The 22135-nt window shown below is 71.3% G+C and carries 20 protein-coding genes; 7 read left to right on the top strand and 13 right to left on the bottom strand.

Annotated features, from left to right (window positions below; translation table 11 throughout):
• Positions 1–16: 16 nt before the first annotated feature.
• Positions 17–2224 carry an MMPL family transporter gene (locus tag SALPAC3_RS0119270; RefSeq protein WP_018222818.1) on the top strand — a complete coding sequence of 736 codons (2208 nt, stop codon included), beginning with the start codon at positions 17–19 and terminating at the stop codon, positions 2222–2224.
• 96 nt (positions 2225–2320) lie between these two features.
• On the opposite strand, the gene SALPAC3_RS0119265 is transcribed toward SALPAC3_RS0119270, so the two are convergent.
• Entirely contained in the window at positions 2321–3577 is a 1257-nt protein-coding gene (locus tag SALPAC3_RS0119265; RefSeq protein WP_018222817.1) for an erythromycin esterase family protein, read from the bottom strand.
• Between the two features lie 92 nt (positions 3578–3669).
• Between SALPAC3_RS0119265 and SALPAC3_RS0119260 the strand changes: the two genes are divergently transcribed.
• Positions 3670–3858 (top strand): DUF2795 domain-containing protein, encoded by a 189-nt coding sequence (locus SALPAC3_RS0119260; protein ID WP_018222816.1) that lies wholly within the window; start codon positions 3670–3672, stop codon positions 3856–3858.
• On the opposite strand, the gene erm is transcribed toward SALPAC3_RS0119260, so the two are convergent.
• Both erm and SALPAC3_RS0119245 read right to left on the bottom strand, forming a co-directional pair.
• Positions 3855–4649: an ErmE/ErmH/ErmO/ErmR family 23S rRNA (adenine(2058)-N(6))-methyltransferase gene (erm, locus tag SALPAC3_RS0119255; RefSeq protein WP_018222815.1), complete on the bottom strand. Its 795-nt coding sequence runs from the start codon at positions 4647–4649 to the stop codon at positions 3855–3857. The two genes, SALPAC3_RS0119260 and erm, sit on opposite strands and share 4 nt — an antisense overlap.
• Before the next feature lie 339 nt (positions 4650–4988).
• Positions 4989–5894 carry a Gfo/Idh/MocA family protein gene (locus tag SALPAC3_RS0119245; RefSeq protein WP_026185726.1) on the bottom strand — a complete coding sequence of 302 codons (906 nt, stop codon included), beginning with the start codon at positions 5892–5894 and terminating at the stop codon, positions 4989–4991.
• 104 nt (positions 5895–5998) lie between these two features.
• On the opposite strand from SALPAC3_RS0119245, the gene SALPAC3_RS0119240 reads away from it, so the two are divergent.
• Both SALPAC3_RS0119240 and SALPAC3_RS0119235 read left to right on the top strand, forming a co-directional pair.
• The gene (locus tag SALPAC3_RS0119240; protein WP_018222812.1) at positions 5999–6415 is read left to right on the top strand and encodes a hypothetical protein; all 417 of its coding nucleotides are present in this window, start codon (positions 5999–6001) and stop codon (positions 6413–6415) included.
• On the top strand, positions 6408–6914 hold the full coding sequence (locus SALPAC3_RS0119235; RefSeq protein ID WP_018222811.1) for a hypothetical protein: 507 nt from the start codon (positions 6408–6410) through the stop codon (positions 6912–6914). Before SALPAC3_RS0119240 ends, SALPAC3_RS0119235 begins: the two co-directional genes overlap by 8 nt.
• Here SALPAC3_RS0119235 and fabG read toward each other — a convergent pair.
• Both fabG and SALPAC3_RS0119225 read right to left on the bottom strand, forming a co-directional pair.
• Entirely contained in the window at positions 6887–7642 is a 756-nt protein-coding gene (gene fabG, locus SALPAC3_RS0119230; RefSeq protein ID WP_018222810.1) for a 3-oxoacyl-ACP reductase FabG, read from the bottom strand. The two genes, SALPAC3_RS0119235 and fabG, sit on opposite strands and share 28 nt — an antisense overlap.
• Positions 7643–7811: 169 nt before the next feature.
• Positions 7812–9236, bottom strand: coding sequence for a carbohydrate-binding protein (locus tag SALPAC3_RS0119225; RefSeq protein WP_018810075.1), 1425 nt, complete (start codon positions 9234–9236; stop codon positions 7812–7814).
• Positions 9237–9374: 138 nt separating this feature from the next.
• On the opposite strand from SALPAC3_RS0119225, the gene SALPAC3_RS0119220 reads away from it, so the two are divergent.
• The 3 genes from SALPAC3_RS0119220 to rocD all read left to right on the top strand — a co-directional run bounded on the left by SALPAC3_RS0119220 (position 9375) and on the right by rocD (position 12991).
• Entirely contained in the window at positions 9375–10745 is a 1371-nt protein-coding gene (locus tag SALPAC3_RS0119220; protein ID WP_026185725.1) for an FAD-dependent oxidoreductase, read from the top strand.
• Between the two features lie 218 nt (positions 10746–10963).
• Entirely contained in the window at positions 10964–11776 is an 813-nt protein-coding gene (ddaH, locus tag SALPAC3_RS0119215; protein WP_018222807.1) for a dimethylargininase, read from the top strand.
• On the top strand, positions 11777–12991 hold the full coding sequence (gene rocD / locus SALPAC3_RS0119210) for an ornithine--oxo-acid transaminase (protein ID WP_018222806.1): 1215 nt from the start codon (positions 11777–11779) through the stop codon (positions 12989–12991).
• 60 nt (positions 12992–13051) lie between these two features.
• Here the strand turns inward: rocD and SALPAC3_RS0119205 are convergent, their stop codons facing one another.
• The 8 genes from SALPAC3_RS0119205 to SALPAC3_RS0119170 form a co-directional block, all read right to left on the bottom strand.
• Positions 13052–14203 carry an FHA domain-containing protein gene (locus SALPAC3_RS0119205; RefSeq protein ID WP_018222805.1) on the bottom strand — a complete coding sequence of 384 codons (1152 nt, stop codon included), beginning with the start codon at positions 14201–14203 and terminating at the stop codon, positions 13052–13054.
• A 131-nt stretch (positions 14204–14334) separates the two neighbouring features.
• On the bottom strand, positions 14335–15375 hold the full coding sequence (locus tag SALPAC3_RS0119200) for a fatty acid desaturase family protein (RefSeq protein ID WP_018222804.1): 1041 nt from the start codon (positions 15373–15375) through the stop codon (positions 14335–14337).
• 181 nt (positions 15376–15556) lie between these two features.
• Positions 15557–15874 carry a divalent-cation tolerance protein CutA gene (gene cutA / locus SALPAC3_RS0119195; RefSeq protein ID WP_018222803.1) on the bottom strand — a complete coding sequence of 106 codons (318 nt, stop codon included), beginning with the start codon at positions 15872–15874 and terminating at the stop codon, positions 15557–15559.
• Positions 15875–15936: 62 nt separating this feature from the next.
• Positions 15937–16767: a patatin-like phospholipase family protein gene (locus tag SALPAC3_RS0119190; protein ID WP_018222802.1), complete on the bottom strand. Its 831-nt coding sequence runs from the start codon at positions 16765–16767 to the stop codon at positions 15937–15939.
• An 84-nt stretch (positions 16768–16851) separates the two neighbouring features.
• Positions 16852–17958, bottom strand: a complete 1107-nt coding sequence (locus tag SALPAC3_RS0119185; RefSeq protein ID WP_018222801.1) for a glycosyltransferase family 4 protein — start codon at positions 17956–17958, stop codon at positions 16852–16854.
• Positions 17959–18214: 256 nt separating this feature from the next.
• Complete coding sequence (locus SALPAC3_RS0119180) at positions 18215–19771, bottom strand: S1C family serine protease (RefSeq protein ID WP_018222800.1); 1557 nt, start codon at positions 19769–19771, stop codon at positions 18215–18217.
• 61 nt (positions 19772–19832) lie between these two features.
• Positions 19833–21389, bottom strand: a complete 1557-nt coding sequence (locus SALPAC3_RS0119175) for a sensor histidine kinase (protein WP_018222799.1) — start codon at positions 21387–21389, stop codon at positions 19833–19835.
• Complete coding sequence (locus SALPAC3_RS0119170; RefSeq protein ID WP_018222798.1) at positions 21386–22087, bottom strand: response regulator transcription factor; 702 nt, start codon at positions 22085–22087, stop codon at positions 21386–21388. The genes SALPAC3_RS0119175 and SALPAC3_RS0119170 overlap by 4 nt, the downstream gene beginning before the upstream one ends.
• Between the last annotated feature and the right edge of the window lie 48 nt (positions 22088–22135).

Here is a 22135-nt window from a genome sequence, read left to right as displayed (position 1 = left end):
CGGAGGACATCGACCCATGTCGACCCTGCTCTATCGGCTCGGCCGCGGCGCGATGCGCAGACGACGCCTCGTCGCCGCGATCTGGCTAGTCGTGCTCGTCGGTCTCGGCCTGGCGGCCCTGAACCTGCGCGGCCCGACGGCGAGCGACTTCAGCATGCCCGGCACCGAGTCGCAGCAGGCGCGGGATCTGCTCGATGAACAGTTCTCGGCGGCCAGCGGCGCTACCGGCACAATCGCGCTCAAAGCCCCGCAGCCGGGCCTGCTCGGCACCCCGCAGGGCCAGGCGGTGGCCACCGAAGTCACCCAGGAGGCCGCGACGCTGCCCGGCGTGACCGCCGCGGTGGACCCACTCACAGCCCAGGCCATCAGCCCGGACGGCCAGTACGGGCTGATCCAGGTCCAGTTCACCGAGGGCGCGGACAAGGTCACCGACGAAGAGCGGGAGGCGTACGAGCAGGTCGGCGCCGCGGCCAAGGCGCAGGGCTGGCAGGTGGCCCCCGGCGGTGAGGTGCTCAACGCCGAGCCGCAGGCCGGCTCCTCCGAGGTGATCGGCGTCGCCGTCGCGGCGATCGTCCTGGTCATCACCTTCGGCTCGCTGGTAGCAGCGGGAATGACCATGCTGAACGCGCTGATCGGGGTCGGCGTCGGCATGGCCGGTCTCTACGCGCTCAGCGGCACGGTTGAGTTGACCAGCACCGCGCCAATCCTCGCCCTGATGCTCGGTCTCGCGGTCGGCATCGACTACTCGCTCTTCATCACCTCCCGCTACCGGCAGAACCTGCTCGAGGGGCTGCCGCCGGACGAGGCGGTCGGCCGGGCGGTCGGCACCGCCGGCTCGGCCGTGCTCTTCGCCGGCGCCACCGTGGTCATCGCGCTCTCCGGTCTGGCGGTGGTGAACATCCCGTTCCTGACCGTCATGGGTTTGGCCGCCGCCGGAACGGTCGTCATCGCCGTACTGGTCGCCCTCACCCTGCAGCCGGCGCTGCTCGGCTTCGCCGGCCGCCGGGTGCTCCGCCGCAAGCAACGGCACCAGTACCGGGCCACCGCGACCGAGCCCGGAACGGACACACCCGAGCCGATCGCGTCGGCCGAGGACCGCTCCACATTCGGCTTCCGCTGGGCCCGGCTGGTCATCCGGTTCCGGGTGCCGGTGATCCTGGTCGCCCTGCTCGGGCTGGGCGTGCTCGCGCTGCCCACCTCCGACATGCGGCTGGCCCTCCCGGACCAGGGGACCGCGCCGGTCGGCTCACCGGCCCGGGTCTCCAACGACCTGATCAGCGAGGGCTTCGGACCGGGCTTCACCGGTCGGCTGGCGATCGTGGTGGCCGGGGACAGCCCGGAGGCGACAGCGACAGCCGTGCCCCAGGTCGCGGCCCTGGTCCAGGACACCAACAACGTCCTGGCCGTGACGCCACCGCAGCTGAGTCCGGACGGGCGGACCGCCCTGCTCGGCGTGATCCCGGAGACCGGACCCACCGACCCGGCGACCGAGCAGGTGGTGGACGACATCCGCGGCTCGGTCGGCGGCATCCAGGGTGCCGAGGTGCTACTCACCGGGGTGACCGCGATCGGCATCGACGTCTCGGAGAAGCTCACCGACGCCCTGCCGATCTATCTACTCCTGGTGGTCGGGCTGTCGATCGTGCTGTTGATGCTGGTGTTCCGCTCGCTGCTGGTGCCGGTGAAGGCCGCGCTGGGCTTCCTGCTCACCGTGGCGGCCACCTTCGGACTCACCGTCGCGGTCTTCCAGCAGGGCCACCTCGCCGACCTGGTCGGTCTGGACACACCGGGGCCGCTGATCAGCTTCCTGCCGATCCTGCTCATCGGTATCCTCTTCGGACTGGCGATGGACTACGAGGTCTTCCTCGTCTCCCGGATGCGGGAGGACTTCGTCCACGGCGACACCGCCCGGCAGGCCACCATCAACGGGATGGGGCACGGTGCCCGGGTGGTCACCGCGGCCGCGCTCATCATGATCTCCGTCTTCGGTGGCTTCATCTTCATGGAGGACCCGGTGATCAAGTCGATGGGCTTCGCGCTGGCGGTCGGCGTCGCCATCGATGCGTTCGTGGTCCGGATGACGATCGTGCCGGCGGTCATGTCCCTGCTCGGCGACGCCGGCTGGTGGCTGCCGCGCTGGCTGAACCGGGTCCTGCCCAACGTGGACGTGGAGGGTGAGGGACTGCGTAGCCACCTGGCGGAGCAGGAGCCCGCCCGCACCTGAGGTCGACGAGGGACCCTTGCCCCGGTACGCGTGACGTGCCGGAGCAGGGGTCCCTCCCGTGGTGCGTGAACCGGGGCCGCTCTTTGGCGACGCCCGCTACACCCCGGCTGGATACGTCTCCAACTCACCGCGGGTGCCCCGAGCGGGCAGTGGGTCCAGCGCGGTCGCCTCGTCACACCAGACGAACCCGTCGTACCGCTCCCCCAGCCGGGTCGGCTGATAATTGCCCCAGGACTCGAACGAGGGGTTGTAGACCACCCCGATCGCCCGGTGGTCCAGCGGCTCGGTCACCCAGCCGGGCTGGTCGGCGCCATCGAAGATCAGCACTGCCTGTTCGGGTAGCAGCTCGTGTAGCCGCCGTTCCACCGACCCCTCCCGGGCCGGCGGAACGTTCATCTTCTCGGCCGGCGAGCCCCAGTGCGGCGCGGCGACCACCGTGCCCCGATGGCTACCGAACCCGACCAGGACGACATCGTCCCGGCCGTGCCGCTCCCGGGCCAACTGGCCCAGGCTCACCATGCCGTCCGCGACCATGTCGGTTGCCCGCGCGTCCCCGACGTGGGTGTTGTGGGCCCACACCACCCCACGTGCCCCCGGGCCGTAGCGCTCCAACAGCCGGTCCAGCGTGTCTGCCATGTGGTGGTCCCGGATGTTCCACGACTCCGGTCCACCCCCGATCATGGCCCGGTAGTACCGCTCCGCGCCGGAGACGACCTCCGCGTTCTGCCAGGTCGAGAAGGCGTCCGCGCCGTCGGTCGCCGCGTGTTCCCGAATCCGTGCCAGCAGGCAGACCACCTCGTCCTCACAGCGCGCGGAGACGAACCGGCTCGCTGTGCCGTACTCCTCGATCCGCCGTCCGTACGGCTCGAAGCACCGGTAGGCGTCCTGCGCGGCGTCCAGCGCCGCCGGCGCCTCCTCCCCCAGGTAGTCGAAGATGGCCTGCATCGACTCCCACAGGCTGTAGACGTCCAACCCGTGGAAGCCGACCCGTTCCGGGCCGGGCCGCTGCCCGTTCCACTCCCGCAGCCAGCGGCAGAAGCGGGCCACCTCCGCGTTCGCCCACATCCAGGTGGGCCACCGTTCGAACCGTTCGAGGGCGGCCTGCGGTTCAACGGCGGCGTCGGGGGCGGCCGTGACCGAGCGGTGTACCCGGTCGCAGTCCGGCCAGTCCCCCTCCACCGCGACGAACGAGAAACCCCCTTCGGCGATCAACCGCCGGGTCAGCTCCCCGCGCAGCCGGTAGTAGTCATGGCTGCCGTGGGTCGCCTCCCCGAGCATCACGATCCGGGCGTCCCGGGCGCGCTCCAGCAACGGGTCAAAATCGCTCGGGGCGCCGAGCCGCCGCACCAGCATGCCGAGCGGCTACCCTGCCCACCGGGTGGGCAAACCCAGCCGGCCGGGTGGGCCACCCGGTGTGCCGGCACGCGGAGCGGGTATCCGGCCCCATGACCGTCTCCGGCGCGCAGTTGCAGGACTATTTCGCCGCCCTCGCCTACCCCGTCTCCCGCAAGGACCTGGTCCGGTGGGGCCAGGAGAACGGGCTGAGCACGGAGATGCTGCAGGCGCTGCGGCTGCTGCCGGAGGGGAGCTTCAACTCACCGGCCGAGCTGTCGGAGGCGCTGAAGCTGCGCTAACGCCACAGCAGACGGAACAGCACCAGCCACTGCTCCGGCCAGACCTGGCCGACCGGGGTCGCCGGATCGAGTCGGGTCGCGCGCAGCGCCGCCGCCAGCCGCGCCCGCGGGTGGTGGCGGGCCAGCGACGCCGCGAGCGAGCCGCCGACGCCGTCGAAGCCCAACTCCACCATCCGCTGGTACGCGGGCAGCGCCGCCGCCGGCAGCAACGGCTCCCGGCGGCGCTCGATCCGCAGGATGCCGGCGTCCACCCGCGGGACCGGACGGAACGCCGTCCGGGGCACCCGCCCGGCCAGCCGCCAGCTGAACTCCGGCCAACTGCGCACGGTCAACCGCGTCCACCGCCCGTAGTCACCGCTGCGCTTGCGGGCGTACTCGAGTTGGGTGAGCAGGGTGGCCGTGCGCAGGCTCGGCGCGGCCAGGCACCAGCGGACCACTGCGGAGGTCAGCGACCACGGAATGTTGCCGACCACGTCGAAGGGCGCCCGCGGCGGTGGGGCGGTCAGGAAGTCGGCCTGCCGACAGGTCACAGTGGGCAGATCCGCGCAGCTTCGGACCAGTTCGGCGGCGGCGACCGGATCTACCTCGTAGGCGATGAGGCGACGGCTGTGGGCGGCGAGCAGCCGGGTCAGCTGGCCACGCCCAGCACCCACCTCCAGCAGGAGGCGGTCCGGGTCGGGCCGGGTCGCCCGGGTCAGCCGGTTGACCGCGGCCGGATCAACGAGAAAGTTCTGGGAGAGGACGCGACGGGACCGGTCGCGTTCGGTTGCTCGGGTACGGCGGGGCGCCATGGATCGTCGTCCTGTCTGTCGCCCGGTGGCGACGCTGGACAGGCAGCCGGAATCGGGGCCTGTCCGGATGAATCGGGACTCGGACGGCCCTCGGCGCTGGCGCGCGGTGCGCGGTTGGGTCAGGCGCGGCGGGCGCCGGCCGGGGCCGGACGCCGAACGCGCGGGCGGGCCACCAACAACGGCCCGCGGGTCGCCGGCACGGCGGCCCACTTGGTCAGGGGGTACGCGAACATGACCCGGACTGTAGTCGCCCCGGTCACCCCGTTCGACAGATTTTCGCCGTACCGGCGTCGGTACGGATTTTCGCCGTACCGACGCCGGTCAGGACGTGGTGGGCGGCTACGCGGGCACCTCAACGGTGCGGGCCTCGGCGCGGGCCGTCTCCGCCGCCGCCAGGATGGCCACCACCTCACGACCGAACCGGACGTCGAGGCGGTGGTCTCGGGTCCCCGAGTCGATCTCCGCCAGCAGCTGGTCGATCGCCGCCTCGAACGCCCCGGCCAGGGTATCGTCGCCGTCGGGCACGGTCTCGACGCCGCTCTCGCCGTAGAAGACGATGTCCCGGCGGGCCACCGAACTGGGGGCGTCCAGGGTGAGCGACAGCCTGCTCGTGGCGCCGTTGTCGTGGGTGAGCAGCAGGTGCACCAGGCCCCGGGGGCCGTCCATCGCCGCGACCCGGGTGACCCGTCCCATGACCGGCAGGATCAGGGACAGCGCGTGCGGACCGATGTCCCAGAGCCCGCCGTGCTCACGCCGCCAGGTAGAGCCCACGTACGGGCTGCCGGGCTGGAAGATCGAGGTGAAGAGGGTCGCCTCGGCGTGTTCCCAGCCGCCGTCCGCGGCGGTGGCGGCGAGGAAGGTGGTGACGTTCTGGTGATAGCGCTGGGTGAAGAAGACCAGCGAGGCGACCTTGGCCGTCCGGGCCGTGGCGACCAGGCGGTCGGCGTCGGCGAGGGTCAACGCGAGCGGCTTGTCGAGCAGCAGGTGCCGTCCCGCCGCGGCGGCCCGGGTGGCCAGCTCGACCTGCACATCTGGTGGCAGGGCGATCGCCACGGCCTCGCACGCCTCGATCAACGCGTCGGCGTCGGCAAACGCCGGCACGCCGTACCGCTCGGCGAGCACGGCGGCCTTGGCTGGATCCCGCCCCCAGACACCGACCAACTCGGTACGGGGATGGGCAGCCAGGCCCGCTCCATGCGTCCCGCCCGCCCAGTGCCCGGTACCGAACAACCCAAACCGCACCACGAACCTCCAACCGATCGGCGCCGCGACCACCGCGGTGTCGCAGACAACGCTATCCGGCGGGGCGAGGACGCCACCGGCAGGTGTACCACCCGGATTAGTAGAGTGTGCCGGTGACCGAAGCGAGCGCGACCACCAGCGCTGCCGGCGACCTCCCAGTCGACGGGCTCCTCACCGCCGTCCCGATCGCGCTCTCCCTTCTCGTCGCGGGTTGGGCCCTCGTGGCGACGCTGCGGCACCGCGCCCCGGACCGGGCGCAGTTCGCCGGCCTGGCCGTGCTGGAAGCGGCGCTGCTCGTGCTCACCGTCGTCACCCTGATCGCCCTCGGCGGCGGCCAGCGGCCGGATGAGCCGGGTTCCTTCTTCGGCTACCTGGCCACCCTGGTCTGCCTACCCCCGCTGGCCTGGGTGCTGGCCCGAATGGAGCCCACCCGGTGGGGGTCGGCCATCGTCTGCACAATCTGCCTGGTCACCCCGGTGGTTCTGGTCCGGCTCCAGCAGACCTGGACGGTGCCCGGTGGCTGACCGGCGACCCACCGAGCGCCCACGAGCCGCCGATCGGACCCGGACCAATTCCGGCCCCGGCCGCCTCCTGATCGCGGTCTACCTGCTCTTCGCCATCGCCGCCACCAGCCGCGCCGGCCTCCAGATCGCCACCCGGTTCGAGGCGGCGCCGATGGCGTACCTCCTCTCCGCCTTCGCCGCCGCGGTCTACATCGTGGCGGCGGTGGGGCTGGGCCGGGCCGGCCGCACCGGCCGCCTGATCGCACTGGCCTGCTGCACGGTCGAGTTGGTCGGGGTGGTGGGTGTCGGTGCGGTCAGCCAGGCCCGGCCGGAGTTGTTCCCGGACGAGACGGTCTGGTCCGGCTTCGGCAGCGGGTACGGCTACATCCCGCTGGTGCTGCCGGTGCTCGGGCTGTTCTGGCTCTGGCGTACCCGCCACGACCTCGACCGGGCTGCGGCCAGCCGGCCGAGGCCGTCCCGGGTCGCGCCGGATCAGTCCTTCGGCCCGCCGGCGACGTAGAGGACCTGCCCGGAGACGAACGACGCGCCCGCACTGGCCAGGAACGAGATGGTGTGCGCGATGTCCTCCGGGCGACCCACCCGGCGGACCGGAATCTCCGCCGCAGCATGTTTCTGCAGCGCCTCGAAGTCGATCTTCATTCGGGTGGCGGTCGCCGCGGTCATGTCGGTGACGATGAAACCCGGAGCGACCGCGTTGACCGTCACCCCGAACGGGCCCAACTCGATCGCCAGGGTCTTCGTGAAGCCCTGCAGACCGGCCTTGGCCGCGGCGTAGTTCGCCTGCCCCCGGTTGCCGAGCGCGGAGATGCTGGAGAGGTTGACGATCCGGCCCCATTGCTGCTCGACCATGTACTGCTGGGTGGCCTGGCTGAACAGGAAGGCACCCCGCAGGTGCACGCCCAGCACCGTGTCCCACTCGGCGTCGGACATCTTGAACAGCAGATTGTCCCGCAGCACTCCGGCGTTGTTGACCAGGACGGTGGGCGCGCCGAGATCAGCGGCGACCCGCTCGACGGCCGCCTCCACCTGGGCCCGGTCCGACACGTCCGCACCGACGCCGAGCGCCCGTCCACCCGCCTCGGTGATGGCGGCGACGGTCGCCCCGGTCGCGGACTCGTCGATGTCCACCACCGCTACGGCCAACCCGTCGGCGGCCAACCGCCGGGCGGTGGCCGCTCCGATGCCCCGTGCCGCGCCGGTCACGATAGCGACCCGCTGCTCCGACATGCTACCTCCCAGTAACGTCGATCGATCGAAGGAGCTTAGCCCACTCGTGCCGACTCGTTGCCCGCCCGGGAAGCGGTCGCCGCTGGGGTGCTCGACGGGTTGTCGAGGGGAAGCCGGCGGGCGGCCCTGGTTGGCGCCGGCGGGGAGCCGACCAGGGCCGCTCGCACCGCTAGCGGCGGAAGGTGAACCAGTTGACGTTGACGAAGTCGTTCGGCTGGCCGCTGGTGAAGGTCAGGTAGACCGTGTGGCGACCGGTGGGGCCGGCGACGTTGCCGGGCACCGAACGCCAGCTCTGCCAGCCGCCGGTGTTGCCGATCGCGAAGCTGCCGATCGGTGGGCTGGTCGGGCTGTCCAGGCGCACCTCGACCAACCCGCTCACGCCACCACCGGCGCCGGAGGCCACCCGAGCGACGAAGTCCCGGGGTCCGGTGGCGCCGAACTCGACGTTGTCGTACCGGGCCCAGTCACCGTTGCGCAGGTAGCCGATGTTCTCCCCGCCTTCGGTGGCGCCCTCCACCTGAACGCCGTACTGACCGTCGAACGACTCGGCCTCGATCGTCGCGTACGCGTCCCGCGCCCCACCCGGCGGTGGGGTGGTGGGCGGGGCGGTGGTGGGCGGGGCGGTGCCGGCGCCCCGGCTGTAGACCGCGACGTAGTCGACGAGCATCGGCCGACCCGGCACCGTCGCGGCGGTCGGGGTGGTCCCGCCGGCGACACCGTTCGGGAAGGCGCCACCCATCGCCACGTTGAGCAGCAGGAAGTAGCCGTCGTGACTGGTCATCTGCGACCAGGCCGGCTCACCGACCCGGGTCTGGGTCACCGTGTGGTATTGCTCGCCGTCGACGTACCAGCGCAGTTCCTGCGGGCTGACCGAGGCGTCCCACTCGAACCGGTAGGTGTGGAACGCCGACTGACAGGTGGCTCCCGGGCAGGTTCGGGCGGCACCGATGCCGTTGAACTCGTCGCACGGCCCGCCCGGCGCATAGCCGCAGTGCAGCACACCCCACACCGAGTTGATCCCGTTCACGTTCTCCATCACGTCAAACTCGCCGACGCTCGGCCAGTTCTGGAAGTTACCCCGGTACGGCGACCCGAGTGCCCAGAACGCCGGCCAGTAGCCAGCCGCCGGAGCCCCGGTCACATTCGGCACCTGGAGCCGGCCCTCGATCGCGAGGACACCGCCGGCCGGCGGCTTGAAGTCGGTCCGTATGGTCTCGATCCGCGCCGAGGTCCACCCGCCGGCTGAGTCGCGCAGGGGGGTGATTCGTAGGTTGCCCGCACCATCGTGACTGAGGTTGGCGGTGCTGTCGGTATACGTCTGGATCTCGCCGGTGCCCCAGTTGGGCGGGCCGCCGGGGTAGCTGGTGCCGAGATCGATGATCCATTCGGCCGAGGAGGGCAGGGTGCCGGCCGCGCCGTCGAAGTCGTCGCTCCAGACCAGACTCCAGCCGGGGGCGGGCGTGGGCACGGCGGCGCTCGCGGTGACCGCGACACCGGCCAGGGCGGTGGTGGTGAGGGCAGTGAACAGCGCCAACGCCAGTCGCTTCCGGCGTCTCGCGGGCAGGGCGGCAGGCGCCCCGGGTGGGGTGTACATGAACGTGCCTCTCTGGGGACGGGTCGAGAGAGCGCTCTCTCCGAGTTGTACGTGCCCGCCACGCAGTTGTCAATGCCGATCTCTTGCACCTCCGCCCAGCGCCCCCGGGCCCGGGTCGATCCGTGGCAGGATGAGCTGGTGACAGAACGGTTGATCGTCATTGGCGGCGATGCCGCCGGGATGGCGGCGGCGTCGCAGGCCCGCCGCCGCCGCGGCCCGGACGACCTGGAGATCATCGCCTTCGAGCGGGGCCAGTTCACGTCCTACTCGGCCTGCGGCATCCCATACTGGATCAGCGGCCTGGTGCCGCAACGCGACCAACTGATCGCCCGCGATCCGACGACCTTCCGCGAGCGGTTCGACATCGGAGTCCGGCTACGGCACGAGGTCACCGCGGTCGACCTCGACCGACGCGAGGTGGTCGCCCGGGACCTGGCCAACGGCGGCGAGGTCCGCGAGCGATTCGACACCCTGGTCTACGCCACCGGCGCCCACCCGCTGCGGCCCGCCTGGGCGCGCACCGGGGTGAAGGGCGTCTTCGGCGTGCAGACCCTCGACGACGGCGCCGCCCTCCGGGACTGGCTGGACACCGACCCGCGCCCCCGCCAGGCGGTCGTGGTCGGCGGGGGCTACATCGGAGTCGAGATGGCCGAGGCACTGATCCAGCGTGGACTGGAGGTCACCCTGGTCGAGAAGGCCAGTCAACCGATGTCGACCGTGGACCCGGACATGGCCAAGCTGGTCAATGACGCCATGCACGGAGTGGGGGTGCAGATCCGCACCGACCTGGAGGTGACCGGCCTACAGGAGCGAGACGGGCGGGTCTGCACGGTGCTCACCTCCGACGGACCGATCCCCGCCGACCTGGTCGTGCTCGGCCTCGGTGTCCGCCCCAACGTCGCGCTCGCCGAGGCCGCCGGGCTGCCAATCGGGCCCAGCGGGGCGCTGCGGGTGGACCGACGCATGCGGGTACCCGGAGTTGACGACGTGTGGGCCGCCGGTGACTGCGTGGAGTGCCTGCACCGGGTCAGCGGAATGCCCGTACACATCCCGCTGGGCACACACGCCAACAAGCAGGGCCGGGTCGCCGGCGTCAACATCGGTGGCGGGTACGCGACCTTCCCCGGGGTGATCGGCACCGCGGTGATCAAGGTCTGCGACCTGGAGGTCGGCCGCACCGGGCTCCGGGAGCAGGACGCCGCGGCGGCGGGTTTCGAGTTCGTCTCGGTGATCACCGAGTCCACCAACCGTGCCGGCTACTTCCCCGGCTCCCGCCCGATGACCGTCAAACTCATCGCCGAACGGCCCACCGGGCGGCTCCTCGGCGCGCAGATCGTGGGCTGGTCGGAGGCGGCAAAGCGGATCGACGCCCTGGCCGTGGCGCTCTGGAACGGCATGACGGTGGACGACATGACCGCCCTGGACCTCGGGTACGCCCCGCCGTACTCCCCGGTCTGGGATCCGGTGCTGATCGCCGCGCGTAAGGCCGTCGACGCCCTCGGGCGGTGACCCGGTCCGTCTTCGCTCCGGGCCGGAGCAGTCGGGGACGCCCCTCCGGCGCCTGCAAGGAAACGCTACAGAAGAGCCGCCAAACGCAATGATCCGACGGCCAAAGCAACTTCCTACGGTGGATCCCGCTGGCCTGCCCCACATACCGTGGAGCAACGGCGCCAGCCCGCGGGCCACGGTGGCCAGGCGCGCCCGACCCTGAGAGCAGGACAATGCCGATGGACGCCACCCGCCACCAGCGCTTCCTCATGTGCCGGCCGACATACTTCGCCGTCGACTACGCGATCAATCCGTGGATGGATCCCACCGCGCCGGTCGACGTCGACCTGGCGATCCGGCAGTGGGAGCAGCTACGCCAGACCTACCGGGACCTCGGCCACGCTGTCGAGGAGATCACCCCGCTGCCGGGCCTACCCGACATGGTCTTCGCCGCGAACGGCGGCACGGTCCTCGGCGGCCGGGCCATGGCGGCGCAGTTCCGGGCCCCGCAGCGCGCCGATGAGGCGCCCGCCTACCGTGCCTGGTTCGAAGCCGCCGGCTTCGAGGTGCACCACCCGAAGCACGTCAACGAGGGAGAAGGCGACATCCTGCTCGCCGGTGGCCACCTCCTCGCCGGCACCGGATTCCGGACCGCGCACCCCGCCCACGCGCAGTTGCAGGAGGTCTTCGGCTACCCGGTCCTCACCATGCAGTTGGTGGACCCCCGCTTCTACCACCTGGACACCGCGTTGACCGTGCTGGACGAGCACACCATCGCGTACCTCCCTGAGGCCTTCTCCCCCGGCAGCCAGGCGGTGCTGCGCCGGCTCTTCCCGGACGCCGTACTCGCCAGCATGGCCGACGCCGCGGTCCTGGGCCTCAACGCGGTCAGCGACGGCCAGCACGTCGTCCTGCCGGCGCAGGCCACCGGCTTGGCGGCGCAGCTGCGGGAGCGGGGCTACCAGACGATCGGGATCGACCTGTCCGAGCTGCGTAAGGCCGGCGGCGGCCCGAAGTGCTGCACATTGCGACTCTTGCAGGGAGGCGAGTAGATGATCAAAGACGAGGTACGGACACCCACGGCCGTTCGCGATGCGCAACGGTGGACAGCGCACAGCTACAACCCGCTGCCGGTGGTCATCTCCTCAGCCGAGGGCGCCTGGGTCACCGACGTGGACGGCCGCCGCTACCTGGACTGCCTGGCCGGCTACTCGGCGCTCAACTTCGGGCACCGCCACCCGCGGCTGGTCGAGGCCGCCCACGCCCAGTTGGACCGGCTCACCCTGACCAGCCGCGCCTTCATCCACGACCAGTTCGCCGACTTCTGTCGGGAGCTGTCCCAGCTCTGCGGCAAGGAGCTGGTGCTGCCAATGAACACCGGGGCCGAGGCGGTCGAGAGCGGTATCAAGGTGGCCCGCAAATGGGGCTACCAGGTCAAGGGGGTCGCGGCGGAGCAGGCGAACATTGTGGTGGCCGAGGGCAACTTCCACGGTCGCACCACCACCATCATCAGCTTCTCCACCGACGAGGACGCCCGCGCCGACTTCGGGCCGTACACGCCGGGCTTCCGCCTCGTCGCCTACGGCGACCTGGCAGCGCTGACCGCCGCCATCGACGAGAACACCGTCGCGGTGCTGCTCGAACCGATCCAGGGCGAACAGGGGGTGATCGTGCCACCGGCCGGCTACCTGCCGGACGTACGGCGGGTCTGCACCGACCAGAACGTGCTCCTGATCGCCGACGAGATCCAGTCCGGCCTCGGCCGCACCGGCACCACGTTCGCCTGCGAGCACGAAGCTGTGGTGCCGGACATGTACCTGCTCGGTAAGGCTCTCGGTGGCGGCATCGTGCCAGTCTCGGCCGTCGTGGCGGATGCCGATGTGCTCGGCGTACTCCAACCGGGCCAGCACGGTTCCACCTTCGGTGGGAACCCGCTCGCCGCCGCGGTCGCCACCGAGGTTGTCCGGCTCCTGGCCACCGGCGAGTTCCAGCGCCGCTCCGCCGAGCTCGGCGCCCGGTTACACGCCGGGCTTCGGGCGCTGGTCGGCAAGGGCCTGCTCGCGGTCCGGGGCCGCGGGCTCTGGGCCGGCCTGGACATCGATCCGGCGCTAATGACCGGGCGGGCGGCGAGCGAACGGCTGATGAGCCGCGGCGTCCTCGCCAAGGACACCCACGGCTCCACCATCCGTCTGGCCCCGCCTCTGGTCATCACCGAGGAAGAGATCGACCATGCGGTGGCACAGCTGGCTGCGATCCTCACCGAATAGTCCTCGTACCACGGCAGGGGTGCCGGCCGGGTGATCCGGCGCCCCCGCCGGGGCCGGCGGTCAACGCGGCAGACGCATCGCCATCGTCGGCGCCTCGGCCATCACCGAGGTCGGGGTGTACGGCGCGCCAGCCGGCAGTTCGTCCGGGCGCCCGACCTGCACGCCCGGGTACAGCTCCACCATGTGCCCCTCGGCCAGCACCCGAGACTGCTGCGGTGCCAGCGGGACCCGCTCCGCCTCCACCATCGACCCGTTCGGCCGGATCCCGGAGCCGTTGGTACTCACGTCGGTGACGATGATCTCGCCGACCCGCAACTCCAGTCGCAGGTGGCTGCGGCTGATCCACCGGCGGGCCTCGTCGTTGAGCCACTGGCCGAGGATCACCCCGCCGTCAGCCTCCGGAGCACGCCCGACCAGCACCGGTTCGGAGTCGGTGAGCACGAACCGACGCCGGATCAGGCCACCAACCCGGACCGCCAGCACCGCCGACCGCGGACGTGGACCCGCGTCGCTGAGCCGAGCGCCGTGCCGGGGGCAGCTCGGCACTCCCCCACGCAGGCTGGGCGGCGGCTGCGTCACCGGGCTGCGATCGCTGACCGCGGCCAGGTCGGCGAAGGCCCCACCCCCACCGCCCTGACCGAAGAGTGCGCACGGGGCCTCGGGGCAGCGCCAGTGCCGCGCCAACAGCTTGGCGCCGGCCACGGACCGTTCGCCGGCGGAGAGGGCGTCCCCGCCACCGACGTGCGCGACGAAGGTCGGCCCACTCTGGGCGGGTACCGGGGCGACCACCCGGCCGGGCTGGTCGGCCACCCAGGGGTAGCGGCCCCGCAACCCGTCGAACCGGGCCCGACTCAGCACCGGAAGCCCGAGCAGGTCGGCGACCTCCAGCATCCGACCACCAGGATTGTCCAGCACCTCCACCAGGCCGTCATCGGCCCAGCGCCGCACCACCATCCGCTCGTTCGAGGTCAGGTCGGCGTCGGAGAGCACGCCCCGGTGCACCACCGCGTAGACCGGGACGCTGTCCTCCTCCAGGTGACGCGCCAGGGCGTCGATCACCATGCCGAGGCGGAGCAGACTGGCCGGCCGGCCACCGTCAATATCCTGGTACCGAATCACCTCGGCCAGGTCGAGCACCGCGCGGGTCAGCCAGGGGTCGGTGGACACCCGGCCCTCAATGGCGTCCAACACCTTACTGATCTCGAATCTCATCGGATCTCCCCCACGAGGGTCGCCCTCCGCCCGGTGCGCACGGCTGCCACGGGCCGACCCTACCGGCACCGCTGGTAGGGAGCTGACCAGCGGTGTCGACGCCAGCTCGCCACCGCTGGAGCGCTCCTCGCTCAGCGCAACGGTCGGCCAACCGCATGCAGGTGCGCGAGCGCCTGCCGGTACGACTCCACCACCCCCACCTCGACGTACGGGACCCCCCGCTGCGCGCAGTAGGCCCGGACGATCGGTTGGGCCCGACGCAGGTTGTCGCGCGGCATACTCGGAAACAGGTGGTGCTCGATCTGCTGGTTCAACCCACCCAGGGCGACATCGACAAACCGACCACCTCGTACGTTCCGTGAGGTGATCACCTGCTTCCGCAGGAAGTCCAGCTGGTCACCGGCGGTCGGCATCGGCATGCCCTTGTGATTCGGAGCGAACGCGCACCCCATGTACAGCCCCCACAGCCCCTGGTGCACCACCGCGAAGACCAACGCCTTCCCCGGTGACATCACCAGCAGCAGGCCACCGACGTAGAGGACGGTGTGCGCGGCGAGCAGGAACGCCTCACCACCCCGGTGCCGCATCGGCGTCTGGAACCGCCCGTCCGGCCCCCGCCCCGCGATGGCTCGCAGGCTCGACAGATGCAGGTTCAGCCCTTCCAGCAGCAGCATCGGGAAGAAGAGGAACGCCTGCCGGCGAGCCAGCCACCGAGCGAACCCCCGGGTCGCCCGGGCCTGCTCCACCGACCAGACCAACGCGCCCGCCGCCACGTCCGGGTCCTCGTCGGCGTGGTTGGGGTTGGCGTGGTGCCGATTGTGCTTCTCCACCCACCACCCGTAGCTGAGCCCGACCGCCAGGTTCCCCGCGAGCAGGCCGACCAGTTCGCTCGGCCCTCGCCGCCGGAACATCTGTCGGTGCCCGGCGTCGTGGCCGAGGAAGGCCACCTGGGTGCTGGCCACCGCCATCAGTGCCGCGACCGCGGCCTGCCCCCAGGAGTCGCCGACGAGGATGACCAGCGCCCAGACCGCGCCGAAAAACGCGCTTGTGGACGCGATCCGAACCGCATACCAGCCGGGACGGCGCTCCAGAAGTCCCGCCGCCCGGATCCGCCGGGACAACTCGGCGTAGTCACTGCCCCGTACCGGCGGATCCGATACCAGCTGCCGCATATTCGCCCACCCCCTCCTCGACTCCGGTCGCGCCGGTCAGCTCGACCACCGGCACCGAGTCTGCCGAGGAGGGTTGCGCTGAGTAAGCCGGTACGCCCCCGACTGGAGGTGGGAATACGCCCCCCGCCGATGGTGGTGGTACGCCCCCGGCTGAAGGTGGGGTACGCCCTACCGGGGCGGGCTACGAACGGGTCTGTTCGTGGACCCAGGCGGCGTAGTCGGGGTTGCTCTCCACCCGGTTCACCAGGATCTCTGGTACGTCGTAGGGGTGGTTGGCCCGGATCTGTTCGACCAACGCGCCGACTCGTCCCGGGGCGGTCTTGAACTGCACGGACCACTCGGAGCTGGTCTCGACGCGCTGTTGCCACCAGTACGTGCTGTCCACCTGGCCGCCCACCTGCGCGCAGGCCGCCAGGTGATCGACCACCGCCGCGTCCGCGAGCCCCGCGGCGATCGAGCGCTCGTCCACCACCGTCGTCACCACACAGATCTCCTCCACCCGGTCACCCTACGTGGACCCGCTCTGGCGCGTCCCGCACAGCCACCGGGGTGGTGGCGGCATCAGCGGTCCAGCTGGGCCAGGTAGCGCCGCGAGGCCGTGTAGGCCCGGCTGATCCGCCGCCCCACCGCTGCCGTGTCCCGGTATGCCCACGGCGAGTCCTCCCGGGGCTGGATTCCTCCGGTCGGCAGCACATGCACCTGGACCCCGTCGGGCACGGCGGCCAGCTCGCGGGCAAACCGGTGCCGGCGGGCGATCTCGAGCGCGACCTGGGAGATCTCCCAGGGCCGTCGTGGTGGGCTGAGCTCGCGTTCGATTCGCCCCACCTGAAGCACGAAGATCCGGGTGGCTCCAGCCGCCACCGCCTCGCCGATCGGGATCGGGTTGACCACACCGCCGTCGATGTAGTGCTGGCCGTCGATCTGGGCTGGAGGGAGAAGACCCGGCACGGAGGCGCTGGCGAGGACGGCCGGTACGACCGGCCCGGTGTCAAACCAGTGCTCGGCGGCCCGCTCGATGTTCGCCGCGCAGCAGCGGAAGGGCACCCGCAGATCCGCGAAGGTGGTGTCGGCACCGAGTTCCCGCTCCAACAGTTTGCGCAGTGGCCGCGGCGAGTGCAGATGGGTACGCGCGGCGAATCGGCGTAGCTGTCGGGCCACGGAGTCGCCGTACACCTCGCTCGCCTCGGGAGAGGCCCAGAGCCGGACCAGCCGGTCGGTGACCGTGGTGGACGGATCGGCGGCCACCAGCACCCCGTTGACCGCACCAATCGAGGTGCCGAACACCAGGTCGGGTCGAATGTCGGCGCGGAACAACGCGCGCAGCATGCCGACCTCGACCGCACCGAGAACGCCGCCGCCACCGAGCACGAACGCCACCGGACCCCCAGCCATAGCTGCCATCCTGGCATGGGCTACGCCGCCGCCCCGGGGGCCCGTCACCGGCCTCCCCTGCGCGGACTGATCCGGCCGCCGCCCTCAACGGAAGGTGGTGGGGGCGGGTTCGCGCGCGGGGACCACCGCCGAGACGAACCGCTGCAGCACCGCCTCGTAGCCGTCAACCAGCCGGGCGATGGAGAAGTTCTCCGCCACATGCGCGACGCAGACCGCCGGGTCCAGTCCGCCCACCCTCCGCAGCGCCCCCGGCAACTCGTCCCCGCTCTCGCAGATCAGACCGGTTCGGCCCGACATGATCAACTCCGGCACGGCACCTCGACGTAGCGCCACCACCGGCGTCCCGGTGGCCATCGCCTCCAGCATGACGACACCGAACGGCTCCTCCCACTGGATCGGCAGCACCAGACAGCGGGCGTCGAGAAGCAGGCGGAACGAGTCCCGCCGATCGGCGTCGAGGATGACGGTGACATCATCGCCGAGCATCGGCCGGACGACCTCGTCGAAGTAGCGACGTTCGGCCGGTTCGTTGCACTTGCCGGCGAGGATCAGTGGCAGCCCGGCCGCTCGGCAGGCACGAATGGCGAGGTCGGGTCCCTTGTCCGGACTGAACCGGGCCAGCCAGAGCACCGGCCCCCGACCCGGCGTCAGCTTGTGCGGGATATCTTCGATGTCCAGCCCGTTGTGCACGGTGCCGACCCAGGGCAGCCGCGGGTTGAGCCGCCGTTGGGCGTGGGAGATGGCCACCAGACCAACGCCTTGGTCGACATCCCCAAGAACGGTGCCGTACTCCCCGACCGGGTTGCCGTGCACGGTGGCGACGGTGGGCACGGACCGGCGTCCGGCCAACAGGGGTCCGATCGTGGTGTGGTCGTGGACCACGTCGAAGTGTTCCGGAGTGACGGACTGATTCACCTGAACGAGGTGGGCCAGCTCGGGCAGCGCCTCACCCATCCGGTGAAACTTCAGCTCGGCGTCGGTCGAGACGTAGCGGGCGGTCGTCCCGGTCTGCTCACCCGCCCCGAAGAGGGTCACCGGGTGGCCCCGGGCGGTCAGCCCGTCCACGAGGCCAGCGACGACGTGCTCCAAGCCGCCGTAGCCGGCTGGCGGCACCGACAGCCACGGCGGGACCACCATCGCGATCCGTAGTGGCCGCCCGGCCACGCTGCCGTCCCCGCGGTTGCGCGCCACGAGTCCCCCTCCGGGGCCGCTGGTGGGCACCGCCATGCCCGCCCCCAGCACGGCTGCCAGTCGGAGGCGGGTTCCCGGTTGCCACCCGACTAAACCGGACAAGCCGGGCGCATCCTCGCCGCTCCGGCCGGCCCTGGTTCACCCACCGCCAGCGGACGCGGCGGGTGGTGGAGCCAACCCCCTTGGCTCCACCACCCGCCGCAGGAGGGAGGAGGAAAGTCCCGATCGCAGTGACGCCCTGGATGGGCATCACTCCTTAGGACGCTTCAGCGAGCGTCACGGTTGCCGTCGCTTCAACATTGTTTCGCTTGTAGGTCACATCCACCCGGTCGCCCACCTTCCCGGCCTGGACCACGGCGACCAGATCTTCGGAGTCGCTGATCACCTTCTCGCCGAACCGGATGATGACGTCGCCCTGCTGGAAACCCGCCCGCTCGGCAGCGCTGCCGGGGAGGACCTCGGCCACCAGCGCGCCGCCGCCCTCAGCGGCGATGACGCTGACGCCGAGGGTGGGGTGGCTGACCTTCTCACCCCGTTGCAGCTTCTCGGCGACGTCCTCGGCCTTGTTGCTGGGGATGGCGAAGCCGACCCCGATGTTGCCGGTGCTGCCCTGGCCGCTGGTGGCGATCGCGGTGTTGATCCCGATCACCTCACCTCGGGTGTTGACCAACGCCCCACCGGAGTTGCCCGGGTTGATCGGCGCGTCGGTCTGCAACAGCCCCGAAATCGAGGTAACTCCCACCGTCGGGTCCTGCTCCGAACCGCCTGCCTGGATGGTGCGGTCCCGCGCGCTGAGGATGCCGGCGGTCACCGACCCCTGCAGGCCCAGTGGACTACCGAGGGCGAGGACCTGATCGCCGACCTGCATCGCGTCGCTGTCGCCGAACTCCGCCGGCGTCAGGTCGCTCACCCCGGCGGCCTTCACCACCGCCAGGTCGGTCTTGGGGTCGGTGCCGGTGATCTCTGCCGACACCGTCTCGCCGTCGGCGAGGGTCACCAGCACGGTGCCGCCGCTGGCGGTGGCGATCACGTGGTTGTTGGTCAGCACATATCCGTCGGCGGTGAGGATCACGCCCGAGCCCCCGCCGGTGTCGGTGCCGATCGACACCACGCTGGGCTGCACCGCGGCGGCGATCCGCGGCAGGTCGGCGCTGTCGATGATCGGGGCCGCGGAGTAGGTGCGCGTGACGCCGGAGCCATCGCTCAGGGCGAGTGCGAGCGCACCGCCGGCGACACCGGAGCCGAACATCAGGGCGAGCACCGCGACGCCCGCGCCGACGAACTTCGCGACCCGGCTGCCCGGATTCGGACCCGTTCGCGGCGCCACCCACGGTGGCATGGGCTGCCCGGCCAGTTGCGCTGGCTGACCCGGGTAGAACGGGGCTCCGTACCCGCCCGGCTGCCCCCCGCTCCCGGCGCTGGACTGCGGCCCGTACCAGACAGCGCCGGGATGTTGTGCCGAGTAGCCGGGTGGATAGGGGTGCCCACCGGGCGGCGCGGTGACGGGCGCGGCGCCGAGCCGGGGGGCGAGCGGCGCCGCGGGGTCGGCCGACGACGGAGCGTCCGGGGCCGAGGACGGCGACACCTCGGTGCGGTCGGCCGACGACGGAGCGTCCGGGGCCGAGGACGGCGACACCTCGGCACGGTCGGCCGGGGTGTCGGCGGACAGCGCGGCACTGCGGTCCGCACCGGGGGTAGCGGCCGAAGAGTCGGACTGGGTGCGCTCGGGACGAGACAGATCGACAGTGGGATGCGACGGCTCGGCGTCCCCGGGGGTCTGCCGACGCTGCGGGTCGGACTCGTAGTCGGTCATGGAACCACCTTCTCCCCTACCACTTCGATCAGCCTGAAGCCCAGCTGTGGATTGGCTGAAATTACACCTCGTCACCGTCCGGTGCCGGCGCCAGGGGCAGCCGGACCCGAAAGGTCGCGCCTCCGCCCGGAGTCTGCGCCACCTCCACCGTGCCCTGATGGGCGGCGACCAGGGCGGCGACGATCGCCAGGCCCAGCCCGGTCCCGGTGTTGCCACCGGCCCGTCGGGTCCGGGCCGCGTCCACTCGGTAGAAGCGCTCGAACACCCGCTCGGCCTGCTCACCGGAGAGCCCCGGCCCGGTGTCGGCGACCTCCACCACCGCCAACTGACCGGGCTCGGAACGCAGCCGTAGCGTCACCGAAGCCCCCGCTGGGGTGTGCGTCAGGGCATTGGTCATCAGGTTGCCGATCACCTGCCGCAGTCGTGCGTCGTCGCCGTAGACCACCAGCGGCCCGGCGCCCGGGATGATGTCCAGTTCGATCCGCCGGTCCGGCGCCACCGCCCGGGCCGCCGCCACCGCGTCGGCAGCCAGCACCGGCAGCTCGACCGGGGCCGGCGACAGCGGACGCTCCCGGTCCAGCCGGGCGAGCAGCAGCAGATCCTCCACCAGCAGCCCCATCCGGGCCGCCTCGTCCTCGATCCGACGCAGCAGGTCGCCGGTCTGCTCAGGATCCCGCGCAGCGCCCTGCCGATACAGCTCGGCGAAGCCCCGGATGGTGGTCAGTGGGGTACGCAGCTCATGCGAGGCGTCCGCGACGAACTGCCGCATCCGCTCCTCGGACCGACGGGCGCGGGACTCGGACGCCTGGGCGTGCGCCGCGGCGTCCCGGGCGGTGGTTTCGGCGGCGCGGGCGGCGGTCTCCGAGGCGGCGCGGGCGGTGAAGGCCGCCTCGATCTGGGTGAGCATCATGTTGAGCGCCCGGGACAGCCGCCCCAGCTCCGAGGTCGGTTGTGGGTTACCCGCCTCGGGGTCCGGCACCCGGCGGGTCAGGTCGCCGCCGGCGATCGCGGCGGCGGTCTGCTCGATCTCGTCGAGGGGCTTCAGGCTGGCCCGGACGATGCCCGCGCCGATCGAGGCGAGCAGGAGCAGCACCGACGTGCCCACCAGCAGGTCGATCCAGACCAGCCGCTTGACGGCTCGATCCACGTCGGTCAGGTGCCGCCCAACGACCAGCCAATCTCCGCTCGGCAGCTCCGTGTACAGCATTCGCCAGTGCACATCGTTGCCCTCCGCGCGCACGGTGAACGGCTCACCGGCCAGGCGCCGAAACCCCGCGGCGTCCGCCGGCACCGGGGGCAGGTCCCGACTCTCGAACCGGTCTTGGTCGTACCCGCCGTTGGCCAGCCCGGTTCTGGCGCTCGTCACGACGATCAAATAGTCCGTCGGAAAGACGGTTAGACGATCCGACACGTTGAACTCGCCGCGGGTTTCGAGGTTCCTGGTGGTGACCCTCAACCCCTCGTCCACCTGATTGATGAGGTAGCTCCGGAGGAAGACAGCGGTCAACGTGCTGATCACCAGGAGCGCGACCGCCACCAGGGTGAGGACCGCGGCGATCAACTTGACCCGGAGCGGGATCCGGCGCAGCCCGGCCTTCGCCTGCGAAACGGCGTTCACGCTGCCGGCTTGCGGAGCACGTACCCGACCCCGCGGAGAGTGTGGATCAACCGGGGCTGGGTGTTGTCGACCTTGCGCCGAAGATACGAGATGTACGACTCAACGATGTTGTCGTCGCCCCGGAAGTCGTAGTTCCAGACATGATCGAGGATCTGCGCCTTGGAGAGCACCCGGTTGGCGTTCAGCATCAGATACCGCAGCAGCTTGAACTCCGTCGGGGAGAGCTGCACCCGCTGCCCCGCCCGGTGCACCTCGTGGGCCTCCTCGTCGAGTTCGAGGTCGGCGAAGGTGAGCCGGGCCGGGGCCTGCTCACCGCTGACGCTGCGGCGCAGTACCGCCCGGATCCGGGCGGTCAACTCCTCCAGGCTGAACGGCTTGGTCACGTAGTCGTCGCCGCCCAGGGTCAGGCCGCGGATCTTGTCGTCGGTGGCGTCCCGCGCGGTCAGGAAGACGACCGGGGTACGGGCGCCCCCCTCGCGCAGTAACCGGATGACCTCGAACCCGTCCAGGTCCGGCAGCATGATGTCCAGCACGACCAGATCGGGGCGGTGGGTCTTCGCCGTGCTCAGCGCGGCGCTACCACTTGTCGCGGTCGCCACGTCGAAACCAGCGAAGCGCAGGCTCGCGGAGAGCAGCTCCAGAATGTTCGGGTCGTCCTCGACGACGAGCAGTCGGGCCTCGGTCTGGGTAGCCGCCATACGACCATCATCCGCGCCCCGACTGCGACATGCCTGGGTGGTTCCTGA

The organism is Salinispora pacifica DSM 45544 (assembly GCF_000378845.1).
GTDB classification, from domain to species: Bacteria; Actinomycetota; Actinomycetes; order Mycobacteriales; family Micromonosporaceae; genus Micromonospora; species Micromonospora pacifica.
The sequence above is the reverse complement of the archived record's forward strand: the minus strand, read 5'-3'. Positions and strand labels throughout refer to the sequence as shown.